This is a genomic window from Lutibacter sp. A64 (genome assembly GCF_022429565.1).
Classification (GTDB): domain Bacteria; phylum Bacteroidota; class Bacteroidia; order Flavobacteriales; family Flavobacteriaceae; genus Lutibacter.
Genome location: NZ_CP092487.1, coordinates 680,710 through 707,500, shown reverse-complemented (window position 1 = coordinate 707,500; position 26,791 = coordinate 680,710). Strand labels below are relative to the sequence as shown.

The following is a 26,791-nucleotide window of genomic DNA, read 5'->3' as shown; positions in this document are numbered from 1 at the left end:
GTTTTAATTATTTGTATAAATAACTATTTAGTATCTTCGTTTTTTTAAATTAAAATTAATTATGAGTAATAATATTATAAAAAAAGAATCTATTGACTTTTTAGAAAAATATTTAAATAATGCGTCTCCTACTGGATATGAAAGTGAAGGTCAAAAAATTTGGATGGATTATTTAAAACCGTATGTGGATACCTTTATAACAGATAACTATGGCACTGCGGTTGGTGTAATAAATCCTGATGCTAAATTTAAGGTTGTTATAGAAGGACATGCAGATGAAATTTCTTGGTATGTTAACTATATTACACCTGAAGGATTGATATATGTTATTAGAAATGGAGGAAGCGATCACCAAATTGCGCCTTCTAAAGTTGTAAATATTCATACTAAAAAAGGTGTTGTAAAAGGTGTTTTTGGATGGCCAGCAATACATACACGTATTGGCGGAAAGGAAGAAACCCCTAAATTAGACAATATTTTTATTGATGTTGGCTGTAAAACAAAAGAAGAAGTTGAAAAACTTGGTGTTCATGTTGGTTGCGTTATCACATATCCAGATGAATTTTTTATTTTAAACGAAAATAACTTTGTTTGTAGAGCTTTAGACAATAGAATGGGCGGATTTATGATTGCTGAAGTTGCTCGTTTATTAAAAGAAAATGAAATTAAACTTGATTTTGGCTTGTATATTACAAATTCTGTTCAAGAAGAGATTGGATTACGAGGTGCCGAAATGATAACCCAAACAATAAAACCAAATGTTGCTATTGTTACTGATGTTTGTCACGACACCACAACTCCAATGATTAATAAAATGAAAGAAGGAGAAACCAAATCTGGTGATGGACCTGTTATTAGTTATGCTCCGGCGGTACAAAATAATTTAAGAGAACTTATAATTGAAACCGCTGAATCTAAAAAAATTCCATTTCAAAGATTAGCTTCTTCTAGAGCAACAGGTACAGATACAGATGCTTTTGCTTATAGTAATGGTGGGGTGCCTTCTGCCTTAATAAGTTTAGCATTACGCTATATGCATACTACTGTGGAAATGGTACATAAAGATGATGTGGAAAATGTAATACGATTAATCTACGAATCACTATTAAAAATTGATCCTAAAAAAGGATTCAGTTATTTTAACTAATTTATTATTTAAACTGTCTAAAATTAAATGTCATAATTTTAGACAGTTTTTTTTATTATGGACGAATATATTGACTTATTAAATAATACTGGTAAACCAAACGGAACAACTTGTTTAAAATCTGAAGCACATAAAAAAGGACTTTTTCATGCAAGTGCTCATATTTGGATTTTTAATAACAATAAAGAAGTACTTATTCAAAAAAGAGCTTCTAACAAAGAGACATTTCCAAATTTATGGGACGTTTCTGTTGCTGGACATATTTCTGCAGGAGAAAAACCAATTGTTTCTGCCCTAAGAGAAGTTGAAGAAGAAATTGGTTTAATTGTAAAGCCCGATAACCTTTATTATATAGGAACTTCAAAAAAAAGAATTGAGCATAAAAAAGATTTAATAGATAATGAATTACATCATATATATATATGTAATATAAATTTTGATATAAATTCTTTAAAAATTCAAACAGAAGAAGTCTCAGAAATAAAATCTATAACATTTCAATCTTTAATAGAGGCTGTAAACTCCAAAAACAATAATTTTGTTCCTCACGGAAAAGACTACTATAATTTTGTTTTTAACGCCATAAAAAATACACTTAGTTTTAAGTAACAATTATGAAAAACACCATTGCAGAAAGGATTCTCGATTTTTTAAAAGGTTATCCGCCATTTAATTTAATTTCAAAACCTACATTATTAGAAATTGCTAAAAAAGTAGAAATTCAATATTTTGAAAAAGATCAGATTATATTAAGTCAAAACGACAGTCCGCACGAGCATTTTTATATTATTTATGAAGGAGCTGTTAGACTTTATAGGTTTGCTGAAGATAAAAAACATGTATTAGATATTTGTGATGAAGGTGATTTATTTGGTTTAAGACCTCTTATAATGAAGGAAAATTATTTAATGGGTGCAGCTGCAAACGAAGAAACCATATTATATGGTATACCTATTAAACTTTTTAATGATATTATTTTAAGTTACCCAAAAGTAAGTCAGTTTTTAATTGCAAGTTTTGCCACCAACACAAGAGATCCTTTTTCTGAAAAACATAAAGGAAAATTATTTGCCAATATTGAAGCTATTAAAAAGGTAGAAAATAGCTTTATTGAAACACAATCTATTAAATATACGCTTAATCCTTTAACTTGTTCAACAACAACTACAGTAAAAGAAGCTGCTTTAATAATGACAAATAACGTTATAAACTCAATTGTTATAACTGAAGATAAAAAACCTATTGGAATTATTACAGATAAAGACATACGTACAAAAATAGGAACTGGACGTTTTAAAATTACGGACACTGCCGAAATGGTAATGACACAGCCAGTAATAACTTTTCCCGAAAACATATCGGTTGCAGAAGCACAAATAGCATTGCTTAAACATAAAGTTTCTCATTTATGTATCACAAAAGATGGAACAGACTCTTCGGAACTAGTAGGTATTTTATCTGAGCAAGATTTAAATTTAATACAAGGCAACAACCCGCTATTTTTAATTAAAGAAATAAAAAAAGCTAAAGATGCGGAAACTTTAAAATATATTAGATCTAAAACATCCGATTTAACCAAAGGTTATATTAAACAAGAAATACCTATTTATTTTATTACTAAAGTTATTTCAGAAATTAATACGGCTATTACAAAAAGAGCAATACAATTATCTATTAAAGAAATTGGCAAACAACCACCTGTTTCATATACCTGGTTTGCTGTTGGAAGTCAAGGTAGAAAAGAACAATTGTTAATGACTGACCAAGATAATGCCTTGGTATTTGAAAATGTTGAACCTTCGGAATATGAAACTGTAAAATCGTACTTTTTAGAACTCGCTACCAAAGTAACAGAGAAATTAAACAGTGTAGGTTTCGATTACTGCCCAGCTAATATTATGGCAAGTAATCCAAAATGGTGTTTGTCTATTAAAGAATGGAAGCAACAATTTAAAGAATGGATAAAAGATCCAATTCCAGAAAAAATTTTACTGAGCATTATTTTTTACGACTTTGAACTAGTATATGGAGATGCAAAACTCTATAACAATATGGCTAAAAGTGTATTAAAACATATTAAAAAAAATCAATTGTTTTTAGGTTTTTTAAGTAAAGCTACCTTAGACAATCCTGCCCCTTTAGGATTTTTTAAACAATTTTTAGTTGAACTAGATGGAGAAAATAAAGATAATTTTGATATAAAATCTAGAGCTATTAGACCACTAACTGATGCTGCTAGAATATTTTCACTCTACCACGGTCTTCAAGTAAATAATACCATTGCAAGATTTGAAAAACTTATGGAGGTAGAACCTCAAAATGCAGATTTATTTGAATCTTGTGCAAACGCTTTTAAAATATTATTACAATTTAGAACTTCTCAAGGTTTAGCAAATAATGATACTGGAAGGTATGTAGATATTAATAACTTAAGTAAAGCGGATAGATTAAAATTAAAAAGCTGCTTTAAACCTATTAAAAACATTCAAGATTCGTTAAAACTTCGTTTTAAAATACTTTAAATACAACAAAATATGTTTAATTTTTTAAAAAGAAAAAAATATCCGCAATACTGGAAAGACCATATAGATAAAGTATTAAACTCTAAAAAATACACGAATTATGAATCTATAAGATTTGTGGCTTTAGATACTGAGACTACAGGATTTGATTATAATAACGATAGAATACTTTGTATAGGTGCTGTAGCTATTATAAATAATAAAATTCAGGTGAATGATTCTTTTGAAGTTTATATAAAACAAACAATTTTTAATAAAGAAACTATTAAAATTCACGGCATCCGAAAAAATGGTACCGAACGCAAAGTAAGCGAAGAAGAAGCGCTAATTCAGTTTTTAGAATATTTAGATGATGCCATTATTATTGCACATCATACAAAGTTTGATATTACTATGATAAATCAAGCTTTAAAACGTTTGCATATTGGACCTATTCAATCTAAACAATTAGACACTAATTATATTCATAAAAAAATTGCTACAGAAAATAGATTTAAAAAACTCTTTAGCTTAGACGAACTTTGTAATATTTACAATATAACAATGCATGATAGACATACTGCTTCTGGAGATGCACTTTTAACAGCTTTGGTGTTTTTAAAACTCACTTCTAAATTCAAAAAGAATAATATTTTAAATTTAACTGAATTAATTAGAACAAATTACTATTTAAAACATTAGTCACTTATAAATTTATATGAATTCCTTAAACTCAAGACTAAAATAAAATAGCTTAGTTAATCGTTGTGCATTTTAAATTTATAAATATAATAGACGTCTGTTCTAGTGGTTTTTCAAAATGAAATGGAGAAAAATTGTATCGAGAACTTTTATTTACTGTTAAAATTACGATTCTTGATACTAATTTGAAACCAAAAAAGCTTAAAACTGACTCAAATTTACGTAATTTCATCATAAAGCACAACGAGTAGCTAAGTTCTAAAACTAGTAAATATTTTTTATAAAAAAAGTCTCAAAATTATAATTTTGAGACTTTTTAAAAATTTTATTTAGCTTTAATTATTATACCATTGAAGCTGCAATACGTTTGTAAATTCCTTTTTCAAGTTTTTCACGTATAGCTGAGAATGATTTAATAGTGATATCAACATCTTCTTGAGTATGTGTCGCTGTTGGTATTAATCTAAGAATAATTAATCCTTTTGGTATTACAGGATACACTACAATTGAACAAAATATTCCATAATTTTCTCTTAAATCATTTACCATAGCCATTGCTTCTGGAATATCACCTTCTAAAAATACAGGAGTTACACAAGTATTTGTTCTTCCAATATTAAATCCGTTTTCTTTTAATCCATTTTGAAGAGCATTTACATTTTGCCAAAGTTTTTGTTTTAACTCAGGCATTGTACGTAACATATCCAAACGTTTTAAAGCACCTTTTACCATTGGCATTGGCAACGATTTTGCAAACATTTGAGAACGCATATTGTATTGTAAATATTGAATAATATCTTTATCCGCAGCAAAAAATGCTCCAATACCAGCCATAGATTTTGCAAAAGTTGCAAAATAAACATCAATATCGTCTTGTACTCCTTGTTCTACACCAGTACCTTTACCATCTTTACCTAATGTTCCAAATCCGTGAGCATCATCTACAAGTAATCTAAAATTGTATTTTTCTTTAAGTTCTACAATTTCTTTTAATTTACCCTGCTCCCCTCTCATTCCAAAAACACCTTCAGAAATTACTAAAATTCCACCATTGTTTTCTTCAGCAATTTTAGTAGCTCTTTGTAAGTTTTTTTCTAAACTTTCAATATCATTATGTTTATAAGTATAACGTTTACCGTGATGTAATCTTACACCATCAATTATACAAGCGTGTGCATCTACATCATACACAATAACATCATGTTTAGTTACAAGTGCATCAATAGCTGACAACATTCCTTGATAACCAAAATTCACTAAATAAGCAGCCTCTTTCTCAACAAATTCGGCACATTCTCTTTCTAGTTGTTCGTGGTATTTTGTATGTCCAGACATCATTCTTGCACCCATTGGGTATGCCATTCCATATTCTGCTGCTGCATCTGCATCTGCTTTTCTAACATCTGGATGATTTGATAAGCCTAAATAATCATTAATACTCCAAGTGATTACTTCTTTTCCGTTAAATTTCATCCTATTAGAAATTTCTCCTTCTAATTTAGGGAATACATAATAGCCTTCTGCTTGTTTTGCCCATTTTCCTAATGGACCTTTATCTTTAACTATTCTTTCAAATAAATCTTTCATATATATTATTTTGGAAAAAATGTAACATTAAATTTACATTTTATTGGGTACAAATTACGGTATTTTTTTTAAGCTATTCAAATGTTAATATTACAAAAAAAGAGGCTTAAAAGTAAATTTTTCAGCCTCTTTTTTAGTTTATAGATTTTTTTACTTAATATATTCTACTTCTTGGTGTGCATGTTTTTGAGAATCAAAAAAGCCTTGCTCTACCATCCAGTTATCACTATATATCTTTTCCATATAACGAGATCCGTGATCTGGTAATATTAAAACTACTTTAGAATTCTCATCAAACATCCCTTTTTCAGCATATTGTTTAGTAGCTTGAACTATGGCTCCACTTGTATATCCTGTAAATAAACCTTCGGTTATAGCTAATTCTCTAGCTCTATGTGCAGCTGCTTCATCAGTTACTTTTTCAAAAACATCAATAACATCAAAATCTGTTGCTGTTGGAATTAAATTTTTTCCTAAACCTTCTATTCTATAAGGATAAATTTCGTTTTTATCAAACTCTCTTGTTTCATGAAATTTCTTTAAAATTGAACCAAAAGCATCTACTCCAAGAGTTTTAATTGCCGGATTTTGTTCTTTTAAATATTTTGAAGTACCAGAAATTGTTCCTCCAGTACCACTTGCTGCCACTAAATGAGTTATTTCACCGTTTGTTTGTTGCCAAATTTCTGGACCTGTAGAGTTATAGTGAGCTTCTGTGTTTAAATAATTAAAATATTGATTGATATATACTGAATTTGCTGTTTCTGCATGTAATCTTTTAGCTACTTCATAATAAGATCTTGGATCATCTGCTTTTACATGTGCAGGGCAAACATAAACTTTTGCTCCCATTGCTTTTAGCATATTAATTTTACCAGGTGCTGCTTTTGATGAAACTGCCAAAATACATTTATAACCTTTAATAATGCTTACCATAGCCATACTAAAACCAGTATTACCCGAGGTAGTTTCTATTACTGTACTACCTTCTTTTAATAATCCTTGCTTTTCAGCTTCTTCTATTATATGTAGAGCAATCCTATCTTTCATTGAGTGCCCTGGATTAAATCCTTCGTATTTTGCGTAATAATTACCGGGAAGATCTTTTGTTATTGTATTAAGTCTAATTAAGGGAGTATCGCCTATAAGCTCTAAAATATTGTTAATTATACCTTTATTTTGTGTCATCTTTAATAGTTTAATTAAAATATCAAAACTTAATATTTAATGTTTTGATTAATTATCTACAATATGCAAATTTAATATTTTTTTTTTATTATTCTGTATCTTCAAGATCAATAATAAAACTGTAGTCTCTTGCAATCTCTTTTAAAGCGTCAAACCTTCCAGAAGCCCCTCCGTGCCCGGATTCCATATCGGTATGTAAAATTAAAATATTACTACCTGTTTTTAATTCTCTAAGTTTTGCCACCCATTTTGCAGGTTCAAAATATTGTACTTGAGAGTCATGTAGCCCTGTAGTAACCAAAATATTTGGATAATTTTGACTTTTAACGTTATCATAAGGTGAATATAACTTCATATAATCGTAAAATTTCTTTTCATTTGGATTTCCCCATTCATCATATTCTCCAGTTGTTAACGGAATAGTATCGTCTAACATAGTTGTTAACACATCTACAAAAGGTACTGAAGCAACTACACCTTTAAACAACTCTGGTTTTATATTTATTACAGCCCCTATTAATAAGCCTCCTGCAGATCCTCCACTTGCATATAAATGCTTAGATGAAGTGTAATTTTTTTCAATTAAAAATTTTGCACAATCTATAAAATCGTGAAAAGTATTTAATTTATTTAATAATTTACCATTTTCGTACCAATTACGGCCTAAGTATTCGCTACCTCTAACATGTGCTATTGCAAAAACAAAGCCCCTGTCTAATAAACTTAATCGCGTTGAGCTAAACCCCGCATCAATTGTATGTCCGTAAGAGCCATAACCGTACAATAAAAGTGGTGTATCTTTAGAAATTTTGGTGTTTTTACGGTACACTAAAGATATTGCTACTTTTGTTCCATCTTTAGCTGTAGCCCATAAACGCTCGCTTTTATAATTTTGTTTGTTAAATTTACCTCCTAAAACTTCTTGTTCTTTTTTTACATCATTCGTTTTAGTATCTACATTAAAATCTATTACAGAACTTGGTGTAGTCATAGAGTTGTATCCGTAACGAATTGTATTTGTATCAAATTCTGGATTGTAATAAACCCCTGCCGAATAGGTTTCTTCATTAAAAGGAAGATAAAAATCTTCTGAATCATCCCATCGTATAATTCTAATTTTATTAAGCCCGTTACTGCGTTCTTCTAAAACTAAAAATTCTTTAAAAATTGAGATATCTTCTAACAAAACATCGGTTCTATGCGGAACAACATCTACCCAATTTTCTTTTAATGTTTTATTAACAGAAGTTTTCATCAACTTAAAGTTGCTTGCATTATCTTTATTTGTTAATACATAAAAACTAGTACCATAATGTGCTATATTGTATTCTAAATCTCGTTCACGCTTTTGAAATATTCTAAAATCACCCGTTGGATTATCGGCTTCTAAAATTCTATATTCTGTAGATACTGTACTATAACTTCCAATTATTATAAATTTATCTGATTTTGATCTACTAACATAGGTGTTAAATGTTTCATCTTCTTCATAAAAAACTTCAACATCTAAAGCTGGGTCGGTTCCTAAAATATGGCGAAATATTTTTTCGCTTCTTAAAGTAGTAGGATTTTTTTGTGTATAAAAAACCGTTTTATTATCTGTAGACCATGTTCCACCTCCTGTTGTGTTTTCAATTTTTTCAGGAAAAATTTCTCCTGTTTCTAGGTTTTTAAACTGTAAGGTATATTCTCTTCTGCCTACAGTATCTACGCCAAAAGCAGCATATTTATTATTTGGGCTAATGGATAAACCAGATAGTTTGTAATAATTATAACCTTCAGCTAAAATATTTACATCAAACATTATTTCTTCTTCAGCTTCTAATATTGCTTTTTTTCGAGCATAAATTGGGTATTGTTTTCCAGTTTTAAAACGTGTAATGTAGAAATAATTATTCTTTTTATAAGGAACGGACTCATCATCTTCCTTAATTCTAGATTTCATTTCTTCAAATAAATCTTTTTGTAACTGTTTAGTATGAGCAGTTTTAAAGTTGTAATACTGGTTTTCAGCGTTTAAATAATCTATTACTTTTGGATTTTCTCTATCATTTAACCAATAATAATTATCTATCCTAATATCATTATGAATAATTAATTGCTTCTCTATTTTATCTGCAATTGGAGCAAATATTTTATTTTTAGACATTCTATTCTTTTTTTACTAAGCCTCAAAAGTAGTATATTTGCACTTGTAACTTGTTAAAATTAGAATAAAATGTTTGGAGATTTATCTGGTATGATGGGAAAATTAAAAGAAGCTCAAGAAAAAATTGAAGCTACTAAAGTTAGATTAAATACTATTTATATTGATGGTGAAGCTGGAAATGGTAAGGTTAAAGTTACAGTTACTGCCAATAGGTTAGTTAAAAATATTTCAATTTCTGAAGAATTAACTGATAAAGAAGAAATTGAAGACTATGTTTTAATAGCATTAAATAAAGCTCTGGAAAAAGCACAAACAATTAGCGAAGCTGAACTAGCTGCAGCCGCCAAAGATGGAATGCCAAATATACCCGGCATGGATATGTTTAGATAAACTAATTTACTATTTTTTCTTTTTACTAATTTATTTTCTCTAAATTAGAGTGTTTTTTACTTTAAAGGCTCTGTCTATTTTAGTGTCATATCCTTTTCAAAATTATAACTCTATATGAATGATATATATTTCTATCCCAAAAATATTACATCATTAAAATATCATTTAACAAAATTTGAAAATGATACTAATGTAAAATCTGTCTTATTTTTTATGGCAGATAAACAACGGTATACAGAATCTGAAATTGATCTTATTTTAAAAGACATTAAAAAACCTATTATTGGAGGTATATTCCCAGAATTAATTTTTAAAGGACAAAAGAAAAAAACTGGTGTTTTATTAATTCCGCTACAATTTGAATTAAAAACACAAATTATTAACTTATCAGATTCATCAGAATCTATTTTAAATCAGTTAGAAATAACTCAAAAGAATTCAATAACAACCTCGAGCTCTTTATTTGTATTTTATGACGCTTTAAGTGAAAATAAAAGTAATTTTATAGAAACCTTATTTAACTTTTTTGGTGTAAACCCAACATACATTGGAGGCGGAGCAGGTTCTTTAAACTTTAACTCTTTTCCTTGCATTATAAGCAACAAAGGTTTGCATAAAAATGCCGCTATAATTGGATGGTCTAAGACTAAAATAGCAATAGGCGCAACACACGGCTGGAGATCAATTTCAACGCCTTTAAAAGTAACTAAAACCAATAAAAATGAAATAATTGATATCAATTGGAAACCTGCATTTGAAATTTATAAAGAAATTGTTGAATTACATTCAAATAAAATATTTAACACCACTAATTTTTTCGAAATAGCAAAGTCTTACCCTTTAGGTATTTCAAAAATTGATGCAGAAAAAGTTGTTAGAGATCCTTATAAAACATTAGATAATAAACTTTATTTAATTGATAAAGTGAACGAAGGAGAATATATTGAAGTATTGAATGGAAATACAGAATCTTTAATTAATAGTGCAATAAGTGCAACAGAAAAAGCCTTCTTAAACAGTAATAAGAAAGAAATTAAAACTATTTTTTGTTTAGATTGTATTTCTAGATCACTTTATATGGAAGATAATTTTGACCTTGAACTTAATGCTGTTGAACAAAAAGCCTTAACTTCGGGAATATTAAGTATTGGAGAAATTGCTAATTCTGGAGAATCTGTATTAGAAATATTCAATAAAACTATTGTAATTGCAATATGGTAAAATACGATTTACAATCAGAAATGTTATTAGAACTTGTTTTTAGTTCGTCAATTGATAGTGATGAACAAACAATTTTAAATAAAAGCATTCCAATTTACCTTAGAAAATTAAATTGTTTTTCAGCAAGTGTTTTAAAAAAAGAAGATATTTCTCACTTTAAAGAAACTTTAATTATACCATATGTTTTTAAAAAATCTGAAGAATGGAAAAAAGTTAAATCATTTTTTGTAAACAAAGCATCAAGTAATTTTAACCCTTGTTTACAATTAGAACTTAATAATTCTATTTACTATGCCTACAATTTAATAAACTATGGAATTTTAATATTAGGTAGAAAAAAACATTTTAATATTAATTTAAAAAACGAATTACAGCCAATAGTAAATAATTTAGGAATAAAATTATCGCAAGCAATAAAAAAACAACAACAAAAAATAATTGAAGAATCTTTAATTGCCAGCGAACAATGCTTACGTACCCTCTTAAAAACAACAGCTGCCAGCATACTTATTTATCATAATAAACGTGTAATATACGCTAACAATTCTGCAGAAATCTTTACAGGGTATAGCTTTATTGAATTAGTTAACTTAGATATTTCTAATTTAGTACACCCTAATTTTAAATCGTACTATATAGATTTAAATATCGATGAATTAGAAGAAGAAAAAGCTCTTAATTCTGAAATTAAAATTATAAAAAAGGATAAAACCGAAAAATGGATTAGCATTGATATAAGCCGTATAAAATGGTTAGGACTAGACGCAATAATAGTTTCTGCTTTTGATATTACACAACTCAAACAAACAGAGCAAGATTTAATAAAAGCAAAGGAAGAAGCCGAGAAAAGTGAACGCTTAAAAACTGCTTTTCTAGCAAATATTAGTCATGAAATAAGAACTCCTATGAATGGTATTCTTGGTTTTACTGAATTGTTAAAAACACCACAATTACCAAGTGAAAAAAAAGATAAATACATAAGTATTATTGAAAAAAGTGGTGATAGAATGCTTAACCTAATTAACAATCTTATTGATGTTTCAAAAATTGAAGCAAGTTTAATGTCTATAAAATACACCGAAGTAAGCATTAACGAACAACTAGACAACCTTTTCAACTTTTTTAACCTTGAGGCTACAAATAAAGGACTTCAATTTATTTTAAACAAAAAATTAAACGATTCTCATGCCATAATTAGAACTGATTTTGAAAAATTTTATGCCATTCTTACCAATCTTATAAAAAACTCTATTAAATACACCAATCAAGGATCTATTGAAGTTGGATATGCTATAAAAGAACGTAATTTTATAGAATTTTATGTTAAAGATACAGGTATTGGTATTCCTTTAAATAGACAAAAAGCAATTTTCGAACGTTTTATACAAGCTGATATTGAAGATATTAACGCAATACAAGGCGCTGGCTTAGGGCTTTCTATAAGTAAATCTTTTACAGAAATGTTAGGCGGTAAAATTTGGGTTGAAAGTGCTAAAAATAAAGGTGCCACATTTTACTTTACGCTTCCGTACCACAAATAAATTTAATCAATAAAAAAAGCTTCTTCAAAACCTATTAAATAAACTTTTTCTTGCGCCCTAGTTACGGCTGTATACAACCATCTTAAATACTCTATACTTTGCCCTTCTGGTAAATAAGGTTGTTCAATAAAAACATTTTTCCATTGCCCACCTTGAGATTTATGACAGGTTACTGCATAAGAAAATTTAACTTGCAACGCATTAAAATATTTACTCTTTTTAATAGCTAATAATTGTTTGTATTTAGTTTCGTGTGCAAAATCTTTACCTACTTCGTGATACAACCTATTAGAATCTTCATAGGGTAAAGAAGGAGTTTCAGAAGTTAAAGTATCTAAAAGCAATACAGTTTCAAATGGTTTCTGATTAGGATAATCAATCATTCTAACTTGTACTTCAGCAAATCTAAAGCCATATAATTCTTTAATATTAAATATTTGAAGAATTTCACAGATATCACCATTTGCAATAAAACCAGCCTCACTAGTTTCTTTTAACCAGAAATAATTATTTTTTACAACCATTATAAAATCTCCTGTAGAAATTTCATTTTCTTGTCCTCTAATTTTACTTCTAATTTGTTGATTGTACTGATTTGCTCGTTTATTAGAACGTACAATAAAAGCAGTATCTTCTACCCCAATATTATCGTAAGCCGTATTTATAGCATCTTCAATATCATAACCGTCTACCAATCTAATTAAATCTGGAAAGCCTAATTTAAATTGAAATGTTTCAAACGCATTATTAGCAATTATTAAGCGTAATTCTGTGGCATTAATTAAAATTCCAGAATCGCTATGTTGACGCATCACTTCATTTAGTTCAACTTCATTTACTTCTTTATCATAATTAAGTGCCAACTTTTGCGCATCTAACGCCGGACTTATATTTAACTTAACGGGTGGTAATTGCGCGGTATCTCCAATAAAAATAATTTTACATTGCACACCAGAATATACATAAGATATTAAATCGTCTAATAAAGAACCTTTTTCAAATAATTTTCCATTTGTAGGGCTATCTGGAATCATTGAAGCTTCATCAATAATAAAAATAGTATTTGTGTGTTTATTTGTTTGCAAGGTAAAATCTATACCACCACCTTTATTTTTTTTTGGAAAATAAATTTTTTTATGAATTGTAAATGCTTGTCGCTTCGAATATCCAGAAATAACTTTTGCAGCTCTACCTGTAGGAGCTAACAAAACAACTTTTTTTCCAATTTCCCATAAATTATTAACTACTGTACTAATTGTTGTTGTTTTTCCAGTACCAGCATACCCCTTAATAAGAAACATAGCCTGTTTATTTGTATCAAAAACAAAATTAGACAAATCTTCTAATAATATATTTTGTGAATTTGTAGGTTCAAAAGGGAACTTTTGAATTAATTTTTGATAAAAATCTGATGGTGTTTTAATCATATTGAAAATAAAATTCAAATATACAAATTGATTTTACCAAAAAGTTTTTCTCATTAAAAAAAATTTGTAGATTTGCGTACACACATAAAAAAAGAAAATTCAAATGACAACAATTTTGATTATCCTAGCGGGTATTTTGGTTACAGGGCTTTTAGCGTATGCTATTGTTAATTTTATTCCTAGAAAATTACATTGGATAGTTTCTATAATACTAATTGCACTTGCAGCACTTTTAGTTTATAAAATTAACTTCGAGATTAGAAAACCTATTAAGTTTAATAAAGAGAAAAAAGAAAGGTATGCCAAGGTTATTAGTAAATTAAAAGTTTTACGTGATGCCGAAGTTGCTCATAAAAAAGTAACAGGTACTTATACTGCTAGTGGAGAAGATCTTATTAAATTTATTGATACAGCTAAATTTGCATTAACACAAACTAGAAACGTACCAAAAACTATTAATGTTGGTGGTGGTATTACTAAAGAAATTGAAGAAAGAGTTGTTGATACAATTGGATACGAAGATGTTAAAACTCAATTTGCTGGAACTGATTATAAAAATATGATGAAAATTCCTGATACTGACCAAAATTTTAAAATTGAAGTTGGTTTTATTGAGAAAATAGCCGGTTTAAAAGCCCCTGTTTTTGAAATAAAAGTAGATAAAGGTCTTATCTTAAAAGGAATGGATATGAACTTAGTAAAACAAGAAAAAGAAGCAATTGGTGGTGAAGAGATTAGAGGAGAATATTTAAGAGTTGGTTCTTTAACAGAAGTTAGTGAAGACGGAAACTGGCCTCCATTTTATGATAAAGGAGATAAACAAATTAACGAATAGTTCTTTAGATTTTAAAAATCTAGAAGAAAACCATTTATCCATCCAACTTAGTTTGGATGGATTTTCTTTTTGTGTATATAATATACCTAATACTAGTGTTGCTGTATTTCATAGATATGAATTTACTAATACCTCACCAACACCATACGAACATTTAAATTTAGTTAAACAGCTATTTTCACAAGAAGAATTACTACAAATTAAGTATAAATCTGTAACCGTATCACATCTAAATAATTTAATTACCCAAGTTCCTTTACCTTTTTTTGATAAAAACAATTTAAAGTTTTACTTACAAAACACCATTAAAGTACTTGAAAACGATTATATTACTTTTGATGAAATTGACAATTCTGAAATAGTTAATGTATACATTCCCTTTGTAAATATTAATAATTTTTTAATCGATCGCTACGGAGCATTTACCTTTAAACATTCATCTACTATTTTAATAGAAACCCTTTTAAATCAATATAAAAACTTAGATGACGATTTTTGTTTTGTAAACGTTTTTAATTTTAACTTTGAGATTGTAGTCTTAAAAAATAAAAAATTAGAATTGTATAATTTTCACTCATTTAGAACAAAAGAAGATTTTATTTATTACATACTTTTTACAGCCGAACAACTTAATTTAAATCCAGAAGAGTTTAAATTAATTCTTTTAGGAGATATTGAAAAAGAGTCTGAATTATATACACTACTTTACCAATATATTAGAAATATTAGCTTCTACAAATCAGAAAAACCTGCAACACACGTTAATGGTATCTCTAAACACACAAACTTTACAGTACTAAATCAATTTTAATGCGAATAATTTCCGGAAAATTTAAAAGTAAACGCATACAAGCGCCAAAAAAATTACCTGTTAGACCAACAACTGACATGGCAAAAGAAGCGTTATTTAACATTCTAAACAACTTATATTATTTTAATAACTTAGTTGTACTAGATTTATTTTCGGGAACAGGAAATATAAGTTATGAGTTTGCTTCTAGAGGCACAACAAATATTACAGCCATAGATGCTAATTTTGGTTGTATAAAATTTATTAATGAAACCTCTAAAATACTAGAAGCAGATATACAAACCATTAAAAGTGATGTGTATAAATATTTAGAAAAAACATCTTCAAAATTCGATGTTATTTTTGTAGATCCTCCATACGATTTTGAATTAGATAAATTTGAGAAAATTGTAAATTTAGTTTTTGAAAATGAATTGTTAAACAACAACGGATTACTTGTTGTTGAACATTCTAAACACACTAAATTAGATACACATGCTAAGATTAGCTATCAAAAAAAATATGGTGGAAATATGTTTAGCTTTTTTGAAAATTCTAATGAAACTGAAGTAGTTGAGTAGCTAACTAGTAATCTGGCATCTAATAACTAAAACCTGTAACTGTTAACTATAAACAGATAACTAAAACAACGATTCTATAAGTTGTTTTTCTGAAATTCCTTCGGCTTCAGCTTTGTAATTTCGTACAATTCTGTGTCTTAAAATTGAAAAAGCCACAGCCTGAACATCTTCAATATCTGGAGAAAACTTTCCGTTAACAGCAGCATGTGCTTTTGCTCCTAACACTAAATTTTGTGAAGCTCTTGGCCCAGCTCCCCAATCTATATAATTATTCACCAATTCAGTTGCATTTAAAGAATTTGGACGTGTTTTAGATACTAATTTTACAGCATATTCTATAACATTATCTGCAACAGGTATCCTTCTAACCAAATGTTGAAAATCTACAATTTCTTTAGATGTTAAAATAGAATTAACAGTCGGATTTTCATCATTAGTAGTGGCTTTAACAACATCAACTTCTTCTTCAAAAGTTGGATAATCCAATTGAATAGAAAACATAAACCTATCTAATTGCGCTTCTGGCAAAGGGTAAGTTCCCTCCTGCTCTATCGGATTTTGAGTTGCCAATACAAAAAATGGTTTTGCTAAAGTGTAATGATGCCCTGCAACGGTAACAGAACGCTCTTGCATAGCTTCTAATAAAGCTGCTTGTGTTTTTGGTGGTGTTCTATTTATTTCATCAGCCAATATTATATTGCTAAAAATAGGTCCTTTTATAAACTTAAAATGACTTGTTTCATCTAATATTTCGCTACCTAAAATATCTGAAGGCATTAAATCTGGTGTAAATTGAATACGTTTAAAGTCTAAACCCAAAGTTTGAGCAATAGTGTGTACAATTAGTGTTTTTGCCAAACCTGGAACACCAATTAATAAAGAATGTCCACCACTTAAAATAGATAATAAAATATGATCTATAGCTTCATCTTGCCCAATAATTACTTTTGAAATTTCTTTTTTAAGTGCTTTATACTTTACAACTAATTGTTTTAACGTATCAACATCAGACATATTTATTGTTTTTTCCAGTTTTTACTAAACTCACATTTTTTAAAATCTTCGTTAATTTTAATGTATGTGTCTTCAATTTTTTCTTTTGCCCAATCTTCAATAGTTTCTTCTTCTTTTTTCTGTAAAGTTAACTCTTGAATTTTTTCATAATCATCAATAAAATTAGCTGTATGAGTTTCGTTTTTGCTTTTTAACATAATAATTTTATGCATTTTAGATTCACCCCTAACTTCATCATAAAAAGGAACTGTAATCTCCCCTGCTTTTAAACTGCTAACTTTGCTATATAGATTTGGATCCATACGTGTTAAATCGAAATGTGTATCGTTTGTTTGCGGATTTAAAATTAAGCCTTGATTATTTCTTGTTGCAGCATCATCTGAATATTTAGCTACAGCTTCTTCAAAAGTTAATTCTCCATTTAAAATTTGCGTTCTAATTTTTGTTAATTCATCCATTGAAGCATCTAACTCTTCTTGAGAAATTACTGGTTGAATTAAAATATGACGCACATCGCGCTCTTGTCCTTTAATTTTTTCTACGAGTATAATATGAAAACCAAAACCAGATTCGAAAGGCTCGGAAATCTCTCCTTCATCTAAACTAAAAGCAACTTCTTTAAACTCTTTAATAAAATTAGACTCTCTAGTAATAGTATACAACCCTCCTGCTCCTGGTCCATTTCCTGAAACTGCTGGATCATCAGAATTAATAATGGCTTTTAATCTAAAACTATATCCATCTTCAACATCTTTTTTAATGGCATTTAATTTATCTATAACACGGTTGGTTTCTTCTTCAGAAGGTTTTAAAGTTTTTACTATTTGTGCCAATTCAATTTCTGCACTAAACTCTGGTAAATTACCTTCTGTTTCTAAGTTATTAAAATAATTTCTAACTTCTTCAGGAGTAACATCAATTTTTTCGGTAATGCTTTCTTTTTCTCTTTGAATTAAAAGTTGTTCATTTTGTATGGTATATAATTCTTTTCTAAGATCTTCTTCATCTGTAAAACCATAGTATTCAACAACAGCATCCATAGAACCTAATTGTTGGGTAAAATAAGAAATATTACGTTCAACTTGAGAGTTTACTTCTGCTTCTGAAACTAAAACACTATCTACAACTGCATGATGTGCAAGTAGTTTTTGTGTCATTATTTCTTCTAGAATTTCACAATCTGTAATATTTAATTCAGCACCTTCCATACGATTTAATAATTCTTTTTTGAATTTATCTATGTCCGAGTCTAAAACAATATTCTTACCTATTACAACTGCAACACCATCTACTTTTATTCTTTCTGAATTAGACGTTGTACTATCTTGTGCTTGTATACCTGTAAAAATAAAAAGTAGCGCTATTAAAATTATATTTTTTTTCATTTTAATATGTTTCAAATTGTTGTTTTTTTCTTGCATCATCTATTAATGTTTCTTCTATATTTCTTAATAATAATAATTTACGTTGATGTAAAATCATTTGCTTAATTGTAGGTGTTATATAGCTTGTTGGAGCAATTTCATTTCTTTTTAACACATCTTTTATAGCCACCAAATATAAGCTTAATGAATCTTCTTTTTCTATAAAATTATCTTTTTTTAATAATTGGTTTTTATCTTCATTTTTTAATATTGGAACTTTTAAAATTAAATCGGTATACTTTACCCAAACCGAATCGTTTAAATGATGTGATTTTAAGGCCATTTCTACAGAATGAAGACTGTCTAAATCGCTTTTTTTAGAAGATTTAAACAATTTTATTACCGATTCTTTATTGTAAATATCTTTTCCAATTTTAATATACTTTAACTTTAATAACTCTTCATTTAATTTAAAGTTTTGATTGTTTTTAGAATAAAATTCTTGAATATCATTTTCTGTAATTGTTGTGTCTAAATACTGTTTAACAACAGCTTCTTTATAAGAATTTATAAATAAATCTTCTCTATATGTTTTCACTAAAACATCAAATTCTTCTGTTTTATTTTCTAAATTAATTTGAGCTTTCTCTAGCAACAACTGTTGCTTTATCCAATTATTAATAAAATTATTTACCAATAAAATACTATCGGTTTTAGACACTCCTGCCGAAACAACATTTTTTAAATCTTTCTTATAAAGGTATGTATCGTTTACACGTGCTACAGCTTCACGCGTATCATCTTTTATAGTAAAATAATTGCACGACAGCAACATAAAAAACAAGCATATATAAACGGCTAATTGTTTCAACTTTTTTTCTGATTTAATTTAATTAATCTCTTTTTTTCTGACTTATTAATTTTAACCTTATACTTTTTATACAAGGCTTCAACCCATAACTGCTCTAAATAATTTTGATAATCATTTATTACAACACCTTTATTAGTTTCTAACTCTTTATTGGCATATTTAGTATCTTTAAATCTTATAAAATAGTTTGAAAGGCTGGCACTATCTTTAGATTTTTCCCAAACTTTTTTCTCGAGTAAATCAAACAAAAGTAAGCCTTCTTTAAATTCATTATAAGTAGCCGCAAACTCTTTATTTGTAAATTCTATAGTTTCTTTATAATAATTAAGCACTTCTTGTTCTTTAAATTTTTTAAAAGCACTTAAAACAGTTTCATTTAAATTTAATTTTAAAAATTTCGCAAATTCAACTTGTCTAATTTCCTTATTATTTATTGTTAATAAAACACTATTTGCATTGGTTAAATTTCGCCAATTTCTATCTTTAAATTGGTTTAAAGCTAATGTATCGACTAAGATAGTATGTTTTTTTTGTAACCTATTAATTACAGATTTCCCAATTAAATTTGAACGTTCATCTCGCTCAATTTTACGCGTTAAATCATCTTTTATTTCTTCAAAATTTGGAACTGGATATTTTTTTAATAGTTTAACAATATGCCATCCATATTCCGTTTTAAAAGGTTGTGAAATTTCTGAAATATGTTCTAATTTAAATGCTTCTTTTGAAAATGATTCAAGCATTTGTCCATAGGTAAATTTATTTAATTTTCCGCCATTAGAAGCTGTTGCTCTATCATCAGAATATTTTGAAGCCAATTCAGAAAAACGCTCCTTATTATTTAAAACCAATTTATAAATTGAATCTATTTTAGATTTTGCTGCAACAGCATCATTGTTTTTAATCATAATATGTGCAACTTCAACCGCTCCTAAAGCAGGTCTAATTTCGTGCACTTGCAAAATATGATATCCAAATTGTGTTCTAAAAGGTTTTGAAACTGTATTTACAGGCGTTGAATAAGCAGCATTTTCAAAAGGATATACCATTTGTAAAGCTGTAAAAAAACCTAAATTACCACCATTTTGCTGTGCTGAAGGATCGTCTGAATACTGTTTAGCTATTTTTGAAAAAGAAGATCCACTTGTAATTAATTTACGAGCTTCCATTAATTTAGAATAAACTGCTAAGGTATCTTTCGGACTTGCATCTGGCTTTAAAGATATTAAAATATGACTTGCATTTATTTCTTTTTGAAGTCTTTCAAAAGCTTCAACAACCAATTTATTAGTAACCTTCTTATCTTTTAAATACGGTTGAATTAAACGCATTTTATAGTCATTCAACTCATTAATATAACTAGGTAAAGTATCTAATTTAAGTTCTTTCGCTTCTTTAACCTTTAACTTATAATTAATAAATAAATCTAAATAATTTTCAATACTATTTACAGAATCTGAAACTAAAGTTGCATTTTTATTATAATTATCAAGAAATTCTTGTGTGTAGAAGTCTGTATTATCTATAGAAAACAATACTGTTTCTCTGTTTTGAGATATACCATTTAAACAGTATAAAACAACAATAATTAATACATAATTAAACTTCATAAAACTCTAATTTCCTATTTTAAATTAACATTTATAAATTAATTTAGAACGGTGCAATTTATTTTATATTTTTTAGTTTTTTAGTTAACAAAATCACAAAGATATTATTCCTTCAATTTTTTCTGCCTGTTGGTATTTTAAAATAATATCATCAGCTTTTTTCATTACAATATGTATAGAAACACTTGTAAATTTACCAGTTTTTGAAGTTTTTTTAGTAATTACAGCCCCTTGATGATTGAATAAACTTTCAATCTCATCTATTTTTACAGTTTCTGAAGGCACTATAAATTTAAAAAGGTATTTGCTAGGGAAAGTAGTATCCTTTTTTAATTTCTTTTTTAGTTTTTTATAAAATTGTGTTCTTTTATCCATGTACTTTTTTTGAAAATATAGCTTACAAATATAATACCAAGCCAAAAATGTTAATATATTGCTGACAAAATTACATTAATATTTTTAGTATAATTTATCGAATACCTTATTTTTGTAAAATGCAGCAAAAAATTGTGATAACTGGAGGTCCAGGAACAGGTAAATCTACAGTAATAAATGAGTTAATAGCTAGAAATTTTCTTTGCATGCCAGAAATTTCAAGACAAGTTACTCTAAACGCACGTAAAAAAGGTATTGATCAATTATTTTTAACAAAACCACTACTTTTTAGCGAACTATTATTAGAAGGACGTATTAACCAATATATTGAAGCCGAGAAAAAAAACACAGACCTCGTTTTTTTTGACAGAGGTGTTCCAGATGTACACGCTTATATGAATTATATTAGCATAGATTACCCTAAAACATACATTACTAAAAGTAATTTATATAGATACGATACTATTTTTTTAATGCCTCCTTGGGAAGAAATCTATATCTCTGATGACGAACGTTATGAAAATTTTGAACAAGCATTAGCAATTCACAATCATTTAGAACGTACTTATAAAAAATTAAAATACCCAATTATTGAAGTTCCAACCGGAACTGTACAAGAAAGAACCGATTTTATTTTATCTCATTTAAATAAATGAAATCACCTTTAGAAATATTAAAAACCTACTGGGGATACAACCAATTTAGACCACCACAAGATGAAATTATAAATTCTGTAATTAATGGTGAAAATTGTGTTGTTTTATTACCAACAGGAAATGGTAAATCTTTATGTTACCAAGTACCTGCATTGGTTCTAAACGGTGTTTGTATTGTTATTTCGCCATTAATTGCATTAATAAAAGACCAAGTAGAAAGTTTAACCGAAAAAAATATTAAAGCCATTGCTTTAACTTCTAAACTATCACAAGAAGAAGTTATTATTGCTTTTGACAATTTACAATTTGGAGGTTATAAATTCTTGTATTTATCACCCGAAAAATTACAATCTCCATTTATTCAAGAAAAAATAAAACAATTACAGGTGTCGTTTATAGCTATAGATGAAGCGCATTGTATCTCTGAATGGGGGCACGATTTTAGACCATCTTATTTAAAAATTCCTGTTCTAAAAGAATTACAACCAAATACTACATTTGTTGCCTTAACTGCTACAGCTACACAAAAAGTATTTGAAGATATTACACATAATTTAGAAATTGAAGATGCTACAATTTTTAAAAAATCTTTAAGACGGACTAACTTAATCTACAAGGTAATTTATACCGAGAATTACTATGCCAATTTAATTCAAATACTAAATTACATTAAAGAATCTGTTATAATTTACACCAATAATAGAAAGCAAACAAAAGAAATAAACAAGTATTTATTACAACAAAATTTTAAAAGCACCTATTATCACGGCGGCTTGTCTGTTGATGAAAAAAACGCAGCTTACGAAAGTTGGATTGCAGATAAAACACCAATTATGGTAGCTACAAATGCCTTTGGAATGGGAATAGACAAACCAAATGTGCGTGTTGTAATACATTTAAATATTCCAAATAGCTTAGAAAATTACATACAAGAAGCAGGAAGAGCTGGTAGAGATGGAAAAGAATCTTATTCATTAATATTAACAAATAATGCTAATTTATACGACTCTGAAGTTCGGTTTAAAAAAAACACACCAACCACACAATATATAAAAGAAGTCTATTTTTATTTAAATCAGTTTTTTAAAATTTCACTTGGAGAACAACCTTTAGAATCTTTTAATTTTTCGATACAAGAATTTTGTGCAACTTATAAGTTAAATATTTTAACTACCTACAATGCCATAAAAGTTTTAGAAAGAGAAAATGTAATACTATTAGATGAAAATTTCACCAAAAAATCAACTTTAAAATTTACAATTAGCAACGATCAATTATTTAATTATTTAGAAGAATATCCTTCAAAAAATGAATTTATAAAATTAATTTTAAGAAGTTACGGAGGTATTTTTGAACATTATACAATAATAGATGAGTATAAATTATCAAAAAAATTAGGCATTTCAAAAAAAAATGTAATTTCCATTTTAAATGATTTAAACACTAATGGAATTATAAATTACAATTTTGAAAACTCCAATTCGAGATTAACCTTTTTAGTAATTCGAGAAGATAATTATACCATCAATAGCATTTCAAAAAACATAGAAAAACAATACACTTTAAAATACGACAAGTTAAAAGCTACTATAGATTTTATTAAAAACACAAAAACTTGTAGAAATATACAGCTCCTCTCCTATTTTGGTGAAACAATTACAGAACCTTGTGGCAAATGCGATGTTTGTAAATCTAAAAATGCACCTACAGAAACTAACACCGCACTTTTAACTAAAATTATTGAACTTTTAAAAGTTCAAGACTTATCATCACAAGATTTATCAGTAGCACTTAAATGCAACAAAGAGCAACTCTTAAATTCTCTAAAAATACTCTTAGAAAAAAATAAAATTGCCATAACTTCGCAAAATAAATTTAAACTAAAGATTTAATGAAAGATATAAGAATTGTATTTATGGGAACACCTGAATTTGCCGTTGCAACTTTAGATGCCCTTGTAAAAGCTAAGTTTAATGTAGTTGGAGTAATTACTGCACCCGACAAACCAGCAGGAAGAGGAAGAAAATTAAATGAATCTGCCGTTAAAAAATATGCATTAAAACACCAATTAAACATTTTACAACCTACAAATTTAAAAGATGAAGCTTTTATAACAGAATTACAAAGTTTAAATGCTAATTTACAAATTGTAGTTGCTTTTAGAATGTTGCCAAAAGTAGTTTGGCAAATGCCAGAATTTGGTACATTTAATTTACACGCATCATTATTACCAAATTACCGAGGTGCAGCACCTATAAATTGGGCTATAATTAATGGAGAAACTAAAACAGGTGTTACAACATTCTTTATTGATGAAAAAATTGATACCGGAAATATAATCTTACAAGAAGAAGTTAACATAGACGAAAATACTATTTTAGGTGAATTACATGATAAACTAATGACTATTGGAAGCGGTTTAGTTGTTAAAACAGTTCAACAAATAGAAAAAGGTGCTGTTAAAACAATAAAACAACCTGAAATTGAAGAAAAAGCAGCCCCAAAAATATTTACAGAAACCTGTAAAATAAATTGGAACAATTCTTTAACCAATACCTACAATTTAATTAGAGGTTTAAATCCTTATCCAGCAGCTTGGACAACTTTAATAAATAATGAAGAAAAAATAAAAGTCAAAATTTTTGATGTTACTCCAATTTTTGAAACACATACACTAGAAAATGGTAGTGTTCTTGCTTCAAAAAATGAAATTAAAATTGCAGCACCAAATGGATTCTTAAAAATTGACAGTTTACAATTAGCTGGGAAAAAAAAGATGGACAGTAGAAGTTTGTTAAATGGATATACATTTCAAACCAATTCTAAAATGGAATAACTCTTATTTTAAAGGGGTTAGCGGCTATTTTGAATAAAAAAAAGCAATGTTATTAACATTTATCATCATTTATTAACAAAATACTGATTTTTATCAGTAAAAACTTGCATAAACCCTTATTCCATATAACTTTGTTAAGCTTATTACAAGTAAAAAATGTTTAACCAATTAATTTAAAATTCAAATTATGAACAAATCAGATTTAATTGATGCAATGGCAGCTGATGCTGGCATCTCAAAAGCAGCAGCAAAAGCAGCATTAGAATCACTTACTGAAAATGTTACAAATGCATTAAAAAAAGGTGATAAAGTTGCATTAGTAGGATGGGGAACTTGGTCTATCTCTAAAAGAGCAGCTAGAACAGGAAGAAATCCTCAAACAGGAAAATCTATTGAAATTGCAGCAAAAAATGTTGTAAAATTTAAAGCAGGAGCTGGTTTCAGTGACGCTGTAAACTAATAAATAAGAACTTTTCTTATTATAAATTAAACTCTTCAATTTTTGAAGAGTTTTTTTTATTAACATTTTTTACTATATTTAGTATACATTAATACTAATTATGGTAGATAAAATTCCTACAAAAGGTAAATTATTAGTTGCAGAACCATCCATTCTTAATGATAAAGAATTTAATAGATCTGTAATATATTTAACTGAACATAGCCAAGATGGTTGCATTGGATTTATTATAAATAAACCTACAGAATATGTTTTACACGATTTAATTCCTGAAATTGAATGTGATTTCACTGTGTATAGTGGTGGTCCCGTGGACCAAGAAAACTTATACTTTATTCATAAAGTACCAGAACTAATTCCGGGAAGCATTCAAATAGATGCAGATTTTTATTGGGGTGGTAATTTTAACTCACTAACAAAGCTTCTAAATGAAAAAACCATCAATCATTCTGATATTCGTTTTTTCTTAGGATATTCGGGTTGGTCTCTAAACCAATTAAATGAAGAAATTAATGAATCTACTTGGGTAATAACTAAAAACAAGTACCCCAATTTATTAACTATTAATAGTGATGAAATTTGGAAAAACCAATTAATGGCTTTTGGTGGTGAATATCAAATTTGGGCAAATGCACCAAAAAACCCTACGTTAAACTAATTTTTTTAATTCTAGTGCCAATGCATTTGCTACTGTTGTTTTAAATGTAGCCTTCTTATAATTTGTTACAGGCTGTATACCTACAATAGCATTTGTAATAAAAACCTCATCTGCCTTTTGAAGTTCAAAAGGAGAAATAGCTTCTTCTTTTAAAGTAAACTCATTAGTCTTAGATAATATTTCAATAAGTTTTTTTCTCATTATTCCTTTCACACATCCTTCTTCAATAGGTGGTGTTTTAATAATAGTACCTTTTACGGTAAAAATATTTCCATTTATGGCTTCAACTACATACTTTTTTTCATTTAACAATACACAATTATCTAGCTTATTTTCTTTTGCAAAAACACTTGCCAAAACATTGGTAATTTTATTGGTAGTTTTAATAGTTGAAAGTAAACCAGAATATAAAAAATAGTCTTTAAAAACATCTAAAGTATAGTTTTCTTTGACCTCAACATTTAAAGGTGAAGCTTCAATTAAATAACTACAATTATTACTGATTGGGGCATAATTTCCACCATCATTTCTATAAACGGTAACTCTAACTCTTGCAGCTTCTAAATTATTAGCTATTACAGTATTTAAAATCTCTTTTTCAAAAAACTCCATTGTTAAACTCATTGGAATTTTCATTCTTAACATTCTCATTGAAGCCATCAATCTAAAATAATGATCTTCTAAAAAAATAATTTTAGAGTCTGTTACTTTTATAGTTTCAAAAAGTGCATCACCATATTTAAAAGCTCTATTTTTACTATTAAATACAGGTGTTTTATTTTCAAAAATTGAACCGTTAAAATTTATCATATAAAAAAATTTAGTGCAAAACTACATAAAAAAAACCTTGCTCTAAGAACAAGGAATTTTAAAATTGTAATACGGTTT

Annotated in this window: 25 protein-coding genes; 15 read left to right on the top strand and 10 right to left on the bottom strand. The window is 27.9% G+C overall.

Going from position 1 to position 26,791, the window contains the following annotated elements; all coding sequences use genetic code 11:
• Positions 1 to 58: 58 nt before the first annotated feature.
• Genes MKD41_RS02745 through MKD41_RS02730 form a run of 4 tightly spaced genes read left to right on the top strand, consistent with a single transcriptional unit; the run spans position 59 to position 4,350 of the window.
• On the top strand, positions 59 to 1,147 hold the full coding sequence (locus MKD41_RS02745) for a M42 family metallopeptidase (protein ID WP_240244993.1): 1,089 nt from the start codon (positions 59 to 61) through the stop codon (positions 1,145 to 1,147).
• A 57-nt stretch (positions 1,148 to 1,204) separates the two neighbouring features.
• On the top strand, positions 1,205 to 1,756 hold the full coding sequence (locus tag MKD41_RS02740) for an NUDIX hydrolase (RefSeq protein ID WP_240243921.1): 552 nt from the start codon (positions 1,205 to 1,207) through the stop codon (positions 1,754 to 1,756).
• A 5-nt stretch (positions 1,757 to 1,761) separates the two neighbouring features.
• Entirely contained in the window at positions 1,762 to 3,669 is a 1,908-nt protein-coding gene (locus MKD41_RS02735; protein WP_240243920.1) for a DUF294 nucleotidyltransferase-like domain-containing protein, read from the top strand.
• Between the two features lie 12 nt (positions 3,670 to 3,681).
• A complete protein-coding gene (locus MKD41_RS02730) occupies positions 3,682 to 4,350 on the top strand; it encodes a 3'-5' exonuclease (RefSeq protein ID WP_240243919.1) in 669 nt (222 codons plus the stop codon).
• Positions 4,351 to 4,692: 342 nt separating this feature from the next.
• Here the strand turns inward: MKD41_RS02730 and MKD41_RS02725 are convergent, their stop codons facing one another.
• From MKD41_RS02725 to MKD41_RS02715, 3 genes are all read right to left on the bottom strand, one after another.
• The gene (locus MKD41_RS02725) at positions 4,693 to 5,937 is read right to left on the bottom strand and encodes an aminotransferase class I/II-fold pyridoxal phosphate-dependent enzyme (protein WP_240243918.1); all 1,245 of its coding nucleotides are present in this window, start codon (positions 5,935 to 5,937) and stop codon (positions 4,693 to 4,695) included.
• A 150-nt stretch (positions 5,938 to 6,087) separates the two neighbouring features.
• Positions 6,088 to 7,125 (bottom strand): PLP-dependent cysteine synthase family protein, encoded by a 1,038-nt coding sequence (locus MKD41_RS02720; RefSeq protein ID WP_240243917.1) that lies wholly within the window; start codon positions 7,123 to 7,125, stop codon positions 6,088 to 6,090.
• A gap of 88 nt (positions 7,126 to 7,213) precedes the next feature.
• Positions 7,214 to 9,274, bottom strand: coding sequence for a S9 family peptidase (locus MKD41_RS02715; protein ID WP_240243916.1), 2,061 nt, complete (start codon positions 9,272 to 9,274; stop codon positions 7,214 to 7,216).
• Between the two features lie 69 nt (positions 9,275 to 9,343).
• Here MKD41_RS02715 and MKD41_RS02710 point away from each other — a divergent pair, with 69 nt between their 5' ends.
• The 3 genes from MKD41_RS02710 (at position 9,344) to MKD41_RS02700 (ending at position 12,426) form a co-directional block, all read left to right on the top strand.
• The gene (locus MKD41_RS02710; protein WP_240243915.1) at positions 9,344 to 9,664 is read left to right on the top strand and encodes a YbaB/EbfC family nucleoid-associated protein; all 321 of its coding nucleotides are present in this window, start codon (positions 9,344 to 9,346) and stop codon (positions 9,662 to 9,664) included.
• 114 nt (positions 9,665 to 9,778) lie between these two features.
• Positions 9,779 to 10,885: an FIST signal transduction protein gene (locus MKD41_RS02705; RefSeq protein ID WP_240243914.1), complete on the top strand. Its 1,107-nt coding sequence runs from the start codon at positions 9,779 to 9,781 to the stop codon at positions 10,883 to 10,885.
• Positions 10,879 to 12,426, top strand: a complete 1,548-nt coding sequence (locus MKD41_RS02700; RefSeq protein ID WP_240243913.1) for a PAS domain-containing sensor histidine kinase — start codon at positions 10,879 to 10,881, stop codon at positions 12,424 to 12,426. Before MKD41_RS02705 ends, MKD41_RS02700 begins: the two co-directional genes overlap by 7 nt.
• A 2-nt stretch (positions 12,427 to 12,428) precedes the next feature.
• On the opposite strand, the gene MKD41_RS02695 is transcribed toward MKD41_RS02700, so the two are convergent.
• On the bottom strand, positions 12,429 to 13,853 hold the full coding sequence (locus MKD41_RS02695; RefSeq protein ID WP_240243912.1) for an ATP-dependent DNA helicase: 1,425 nt from the start codon (positions 13,851 to 13,853) through the stop codon (positions 12,429 to 12,431).
• A 103-nt stretch (positions 13,854 to 13,956) separates the two neighbouring features.
• Here MKD41_RS02695 and MKD41_RS02690 point away from each other — a divergent pair, with 103 nt between their 5' ends.
• Genes MKD41_RS02690 through rsmD form a run of 3 tightly spaced genes read left to right on the top strand, consistent with a single transcriptional unit; the run spans position 13,957 to position 16,059 of the window.
• Positions 13,957 to 14,688, top strand: coding sequence for a hypothetical protein (locus MKD41_RS02690; protein ID WP_240243911.1), 732 nt, complete (start codon positions 13,957 to 13,959; stop codon positions 14,686 to 14,688).
• Positions 14,657 to 15,499 carry a DUF3822 family protein gene (locus MKD41_RS02685; protein WP_240243910.1) on the top strand — a complete coding sequence of 281 codons (843 nt, stop codon included), beginning with the start codon at positions 14,657 to 14,659 and terminating at the stop codon, positions 15,497 to 15,499. Before MKD41_RS02690 ends, MKD41_RS02685 begins: the two co-directional genes overlap by 32 nt.
• Positions 15,499 to 16,059, top strand: a complete 561-nt coding sequence (gene rsmD, locus MKD41_RS02680) for a 16S rRNA (guanine(966)-N(2))-methyltransferase RsmD (RefSeq protein ID WP_240243909.1) — start codon at positions 15,499 to 15,501, stop codon at positions 16,057 to 16,059. The genes MKD41_RS02685 and rsmD overlap by 1 nt, the downstream gene beginning before the upstream one ends.
• Before the next feature lie 60 nt (positions 16,060 to 16,119).
• Here rsmD and MKD41_RS02675 read toward each other — a convergent pair whose 3' ends face one another.
• From MKD41_RS02675 to MKD41_RS02655, 5 genes are all read right to left on the bottom strand, one after another.
• On the bottom strand, positions 16,120 to 17,073 hold the full coding sequence (locus MKD41_RS02675; protein ID WP_240243908.1) for an AAA family ATPase: 954 nt from the start codon (positions 17,071 to 17,073) through the stop codon (positions 16,120 to 16,122).
• 2 nt (positions 17,074 to 17,075) lie between these two features.
• Complete coding sequence (locus MKD41_RS02670) at positions 17,076 to 18,458, bottom strand: peptidylprolyl isomerase (RefSeq protein ID WP_240243907.1); 1,383 nt, start codon at positions 18,456 to 18,458, stop codon at positions 17,076 to 17,078.
• Between the two features lies 1 nt (position 18,459).
• Positions 18,460 to 19,308 (bottom strand): peptidyl-prolyl cis-trans isomerase, encoded by an 849-nt coding sequence (locus MKD41_RS02665; RefSeq protein ID WP_240243906.1) that lies wholly within the window; start codon positions 19,306 to 19,308, stop codon positions 18,460 to 18,462.
• The gene (locus MKD41_RS02660) at positions 19,305 to 20,918 is read right to left on the bottom strand and encodes a peptidylprolyl isomerase (RefSeq protein ID WP_240243905.1); all 1,614 of its coding nucleotides are present in this window, start codon (positions 20,916 to 20,918) and stop codon (positions 19,305 to 19,307) included. Before MKD41_RS02660 ends, MKD41_RS02665 begins: the two co-directional genes overlap by 4 nt.
• Before the next feature lie 93 nt (positions 20,919 to 21,011).
• Entirely contained in the window at positions 21,012 to 21,293 is a 282-nt protein-coding gene (locus tag MKD41_RS02655) for a DUF493 family protein (RefSeq protein WP_240243904.1), read from the bottom strand.
• A gap of 119 nt (positions 21,294 to 21,412) precedes the next feature.
• On the opposite strand from MKD41_RS02655, the gene MKD41_RS02650 reads away from it, so the two are divergent.
• The 5 genes from MKD41_RS02650 to MKD41_RS02630 all read left to right on the top strand — a co-directional run bounded on the left by MKD41_RS02650 (position 21,413) and on the right by MKD41_RS02630 (position 25,903).
• Complete coding sequence (locus MKD41_RS02650; protein ID WP_240243903.1) at positions 21,413 to 21,949, top strand: AAA family ATPase; 537 nt, start codon at positions 21,413 to 21,415, stop codon at positions 21,947 to 21,949.
• Positions 21,946 to 23,841 carry a RecQ family ATP-dependent DNA helicase gene (locus tag MKD41_RS02645; RefSeq protein ID WP_240243902.1) on the top strand — a complete coding sequence of 632 codons (1,896 nt, stop codon included), beginning with the start codon at positions 21,946 to 21,948 and terminating at the stop codon, positions 23,839 to 23,841. Before MKD41_RS02650 ends, MKD41_RS02645 begins: the two co-directional genes overlap by 4 nt.
• Entirely contained in the window at positions 23,841 to 24,785 is a 945-nt protein-coding gene (gene fmt / locus MKD41_RS02640) for a methionyl-tRNA formyltransferase (RefSeq protein ID WP_240243901.1), read from the top strand. Before MKD41_RS02645 ends, fmt begins: the two co-directional genes overlap by 1 nt.
• A gap of 187 nt (positions 24,786 to 24,972) precedes the next feature.
• The gene (locus tag MKD41_RS02635; RefSeq protein ID WP_240243900.1) at positions 24,973 to 25,245 is read left to right on the top strand and encodes an HU family DNA-binding protein; all 273 of its coding nucleotides are present in this window, start codon (positions 24,973 to 24,975) and stop codon (positions 25,243 to 25,245) included.
• A 100-nt stretch (positions 25,246 to 25,345) separates the two neighbouring features.
• Positions 25,346 to 25,903: a YqgE/AlgH family protein gene (locus tag MKD41_RS02630; protein WP_240243899.1), complete on the top strand. Its 558-nt coding sequence runs from the start codon at positions 25,346 to 25,348 to the stop codon at positions 25,901 to 25,903.
• Here MKD41_RS02630 and MKD41_RS02625 read toward each other — a convergent pair.
• Positions 25,895 to 26,713, bottom strand: coding sequence for an aminotransferase class IV (locus tag MKD41_RS02625; RefSeq protein ID WP_240243898.1), 819 nt, complete (start codon positions 26,711 to 26,713; stop codon positions 25,895 to 25,897). The two genes, MKD41_RS02630 and MKD41_RS02625, sit on opposite strands and share 9 nt — an antisense overlap.
• Positions 26,714 to 26,791: the final 78 nt, after the last annotated feature.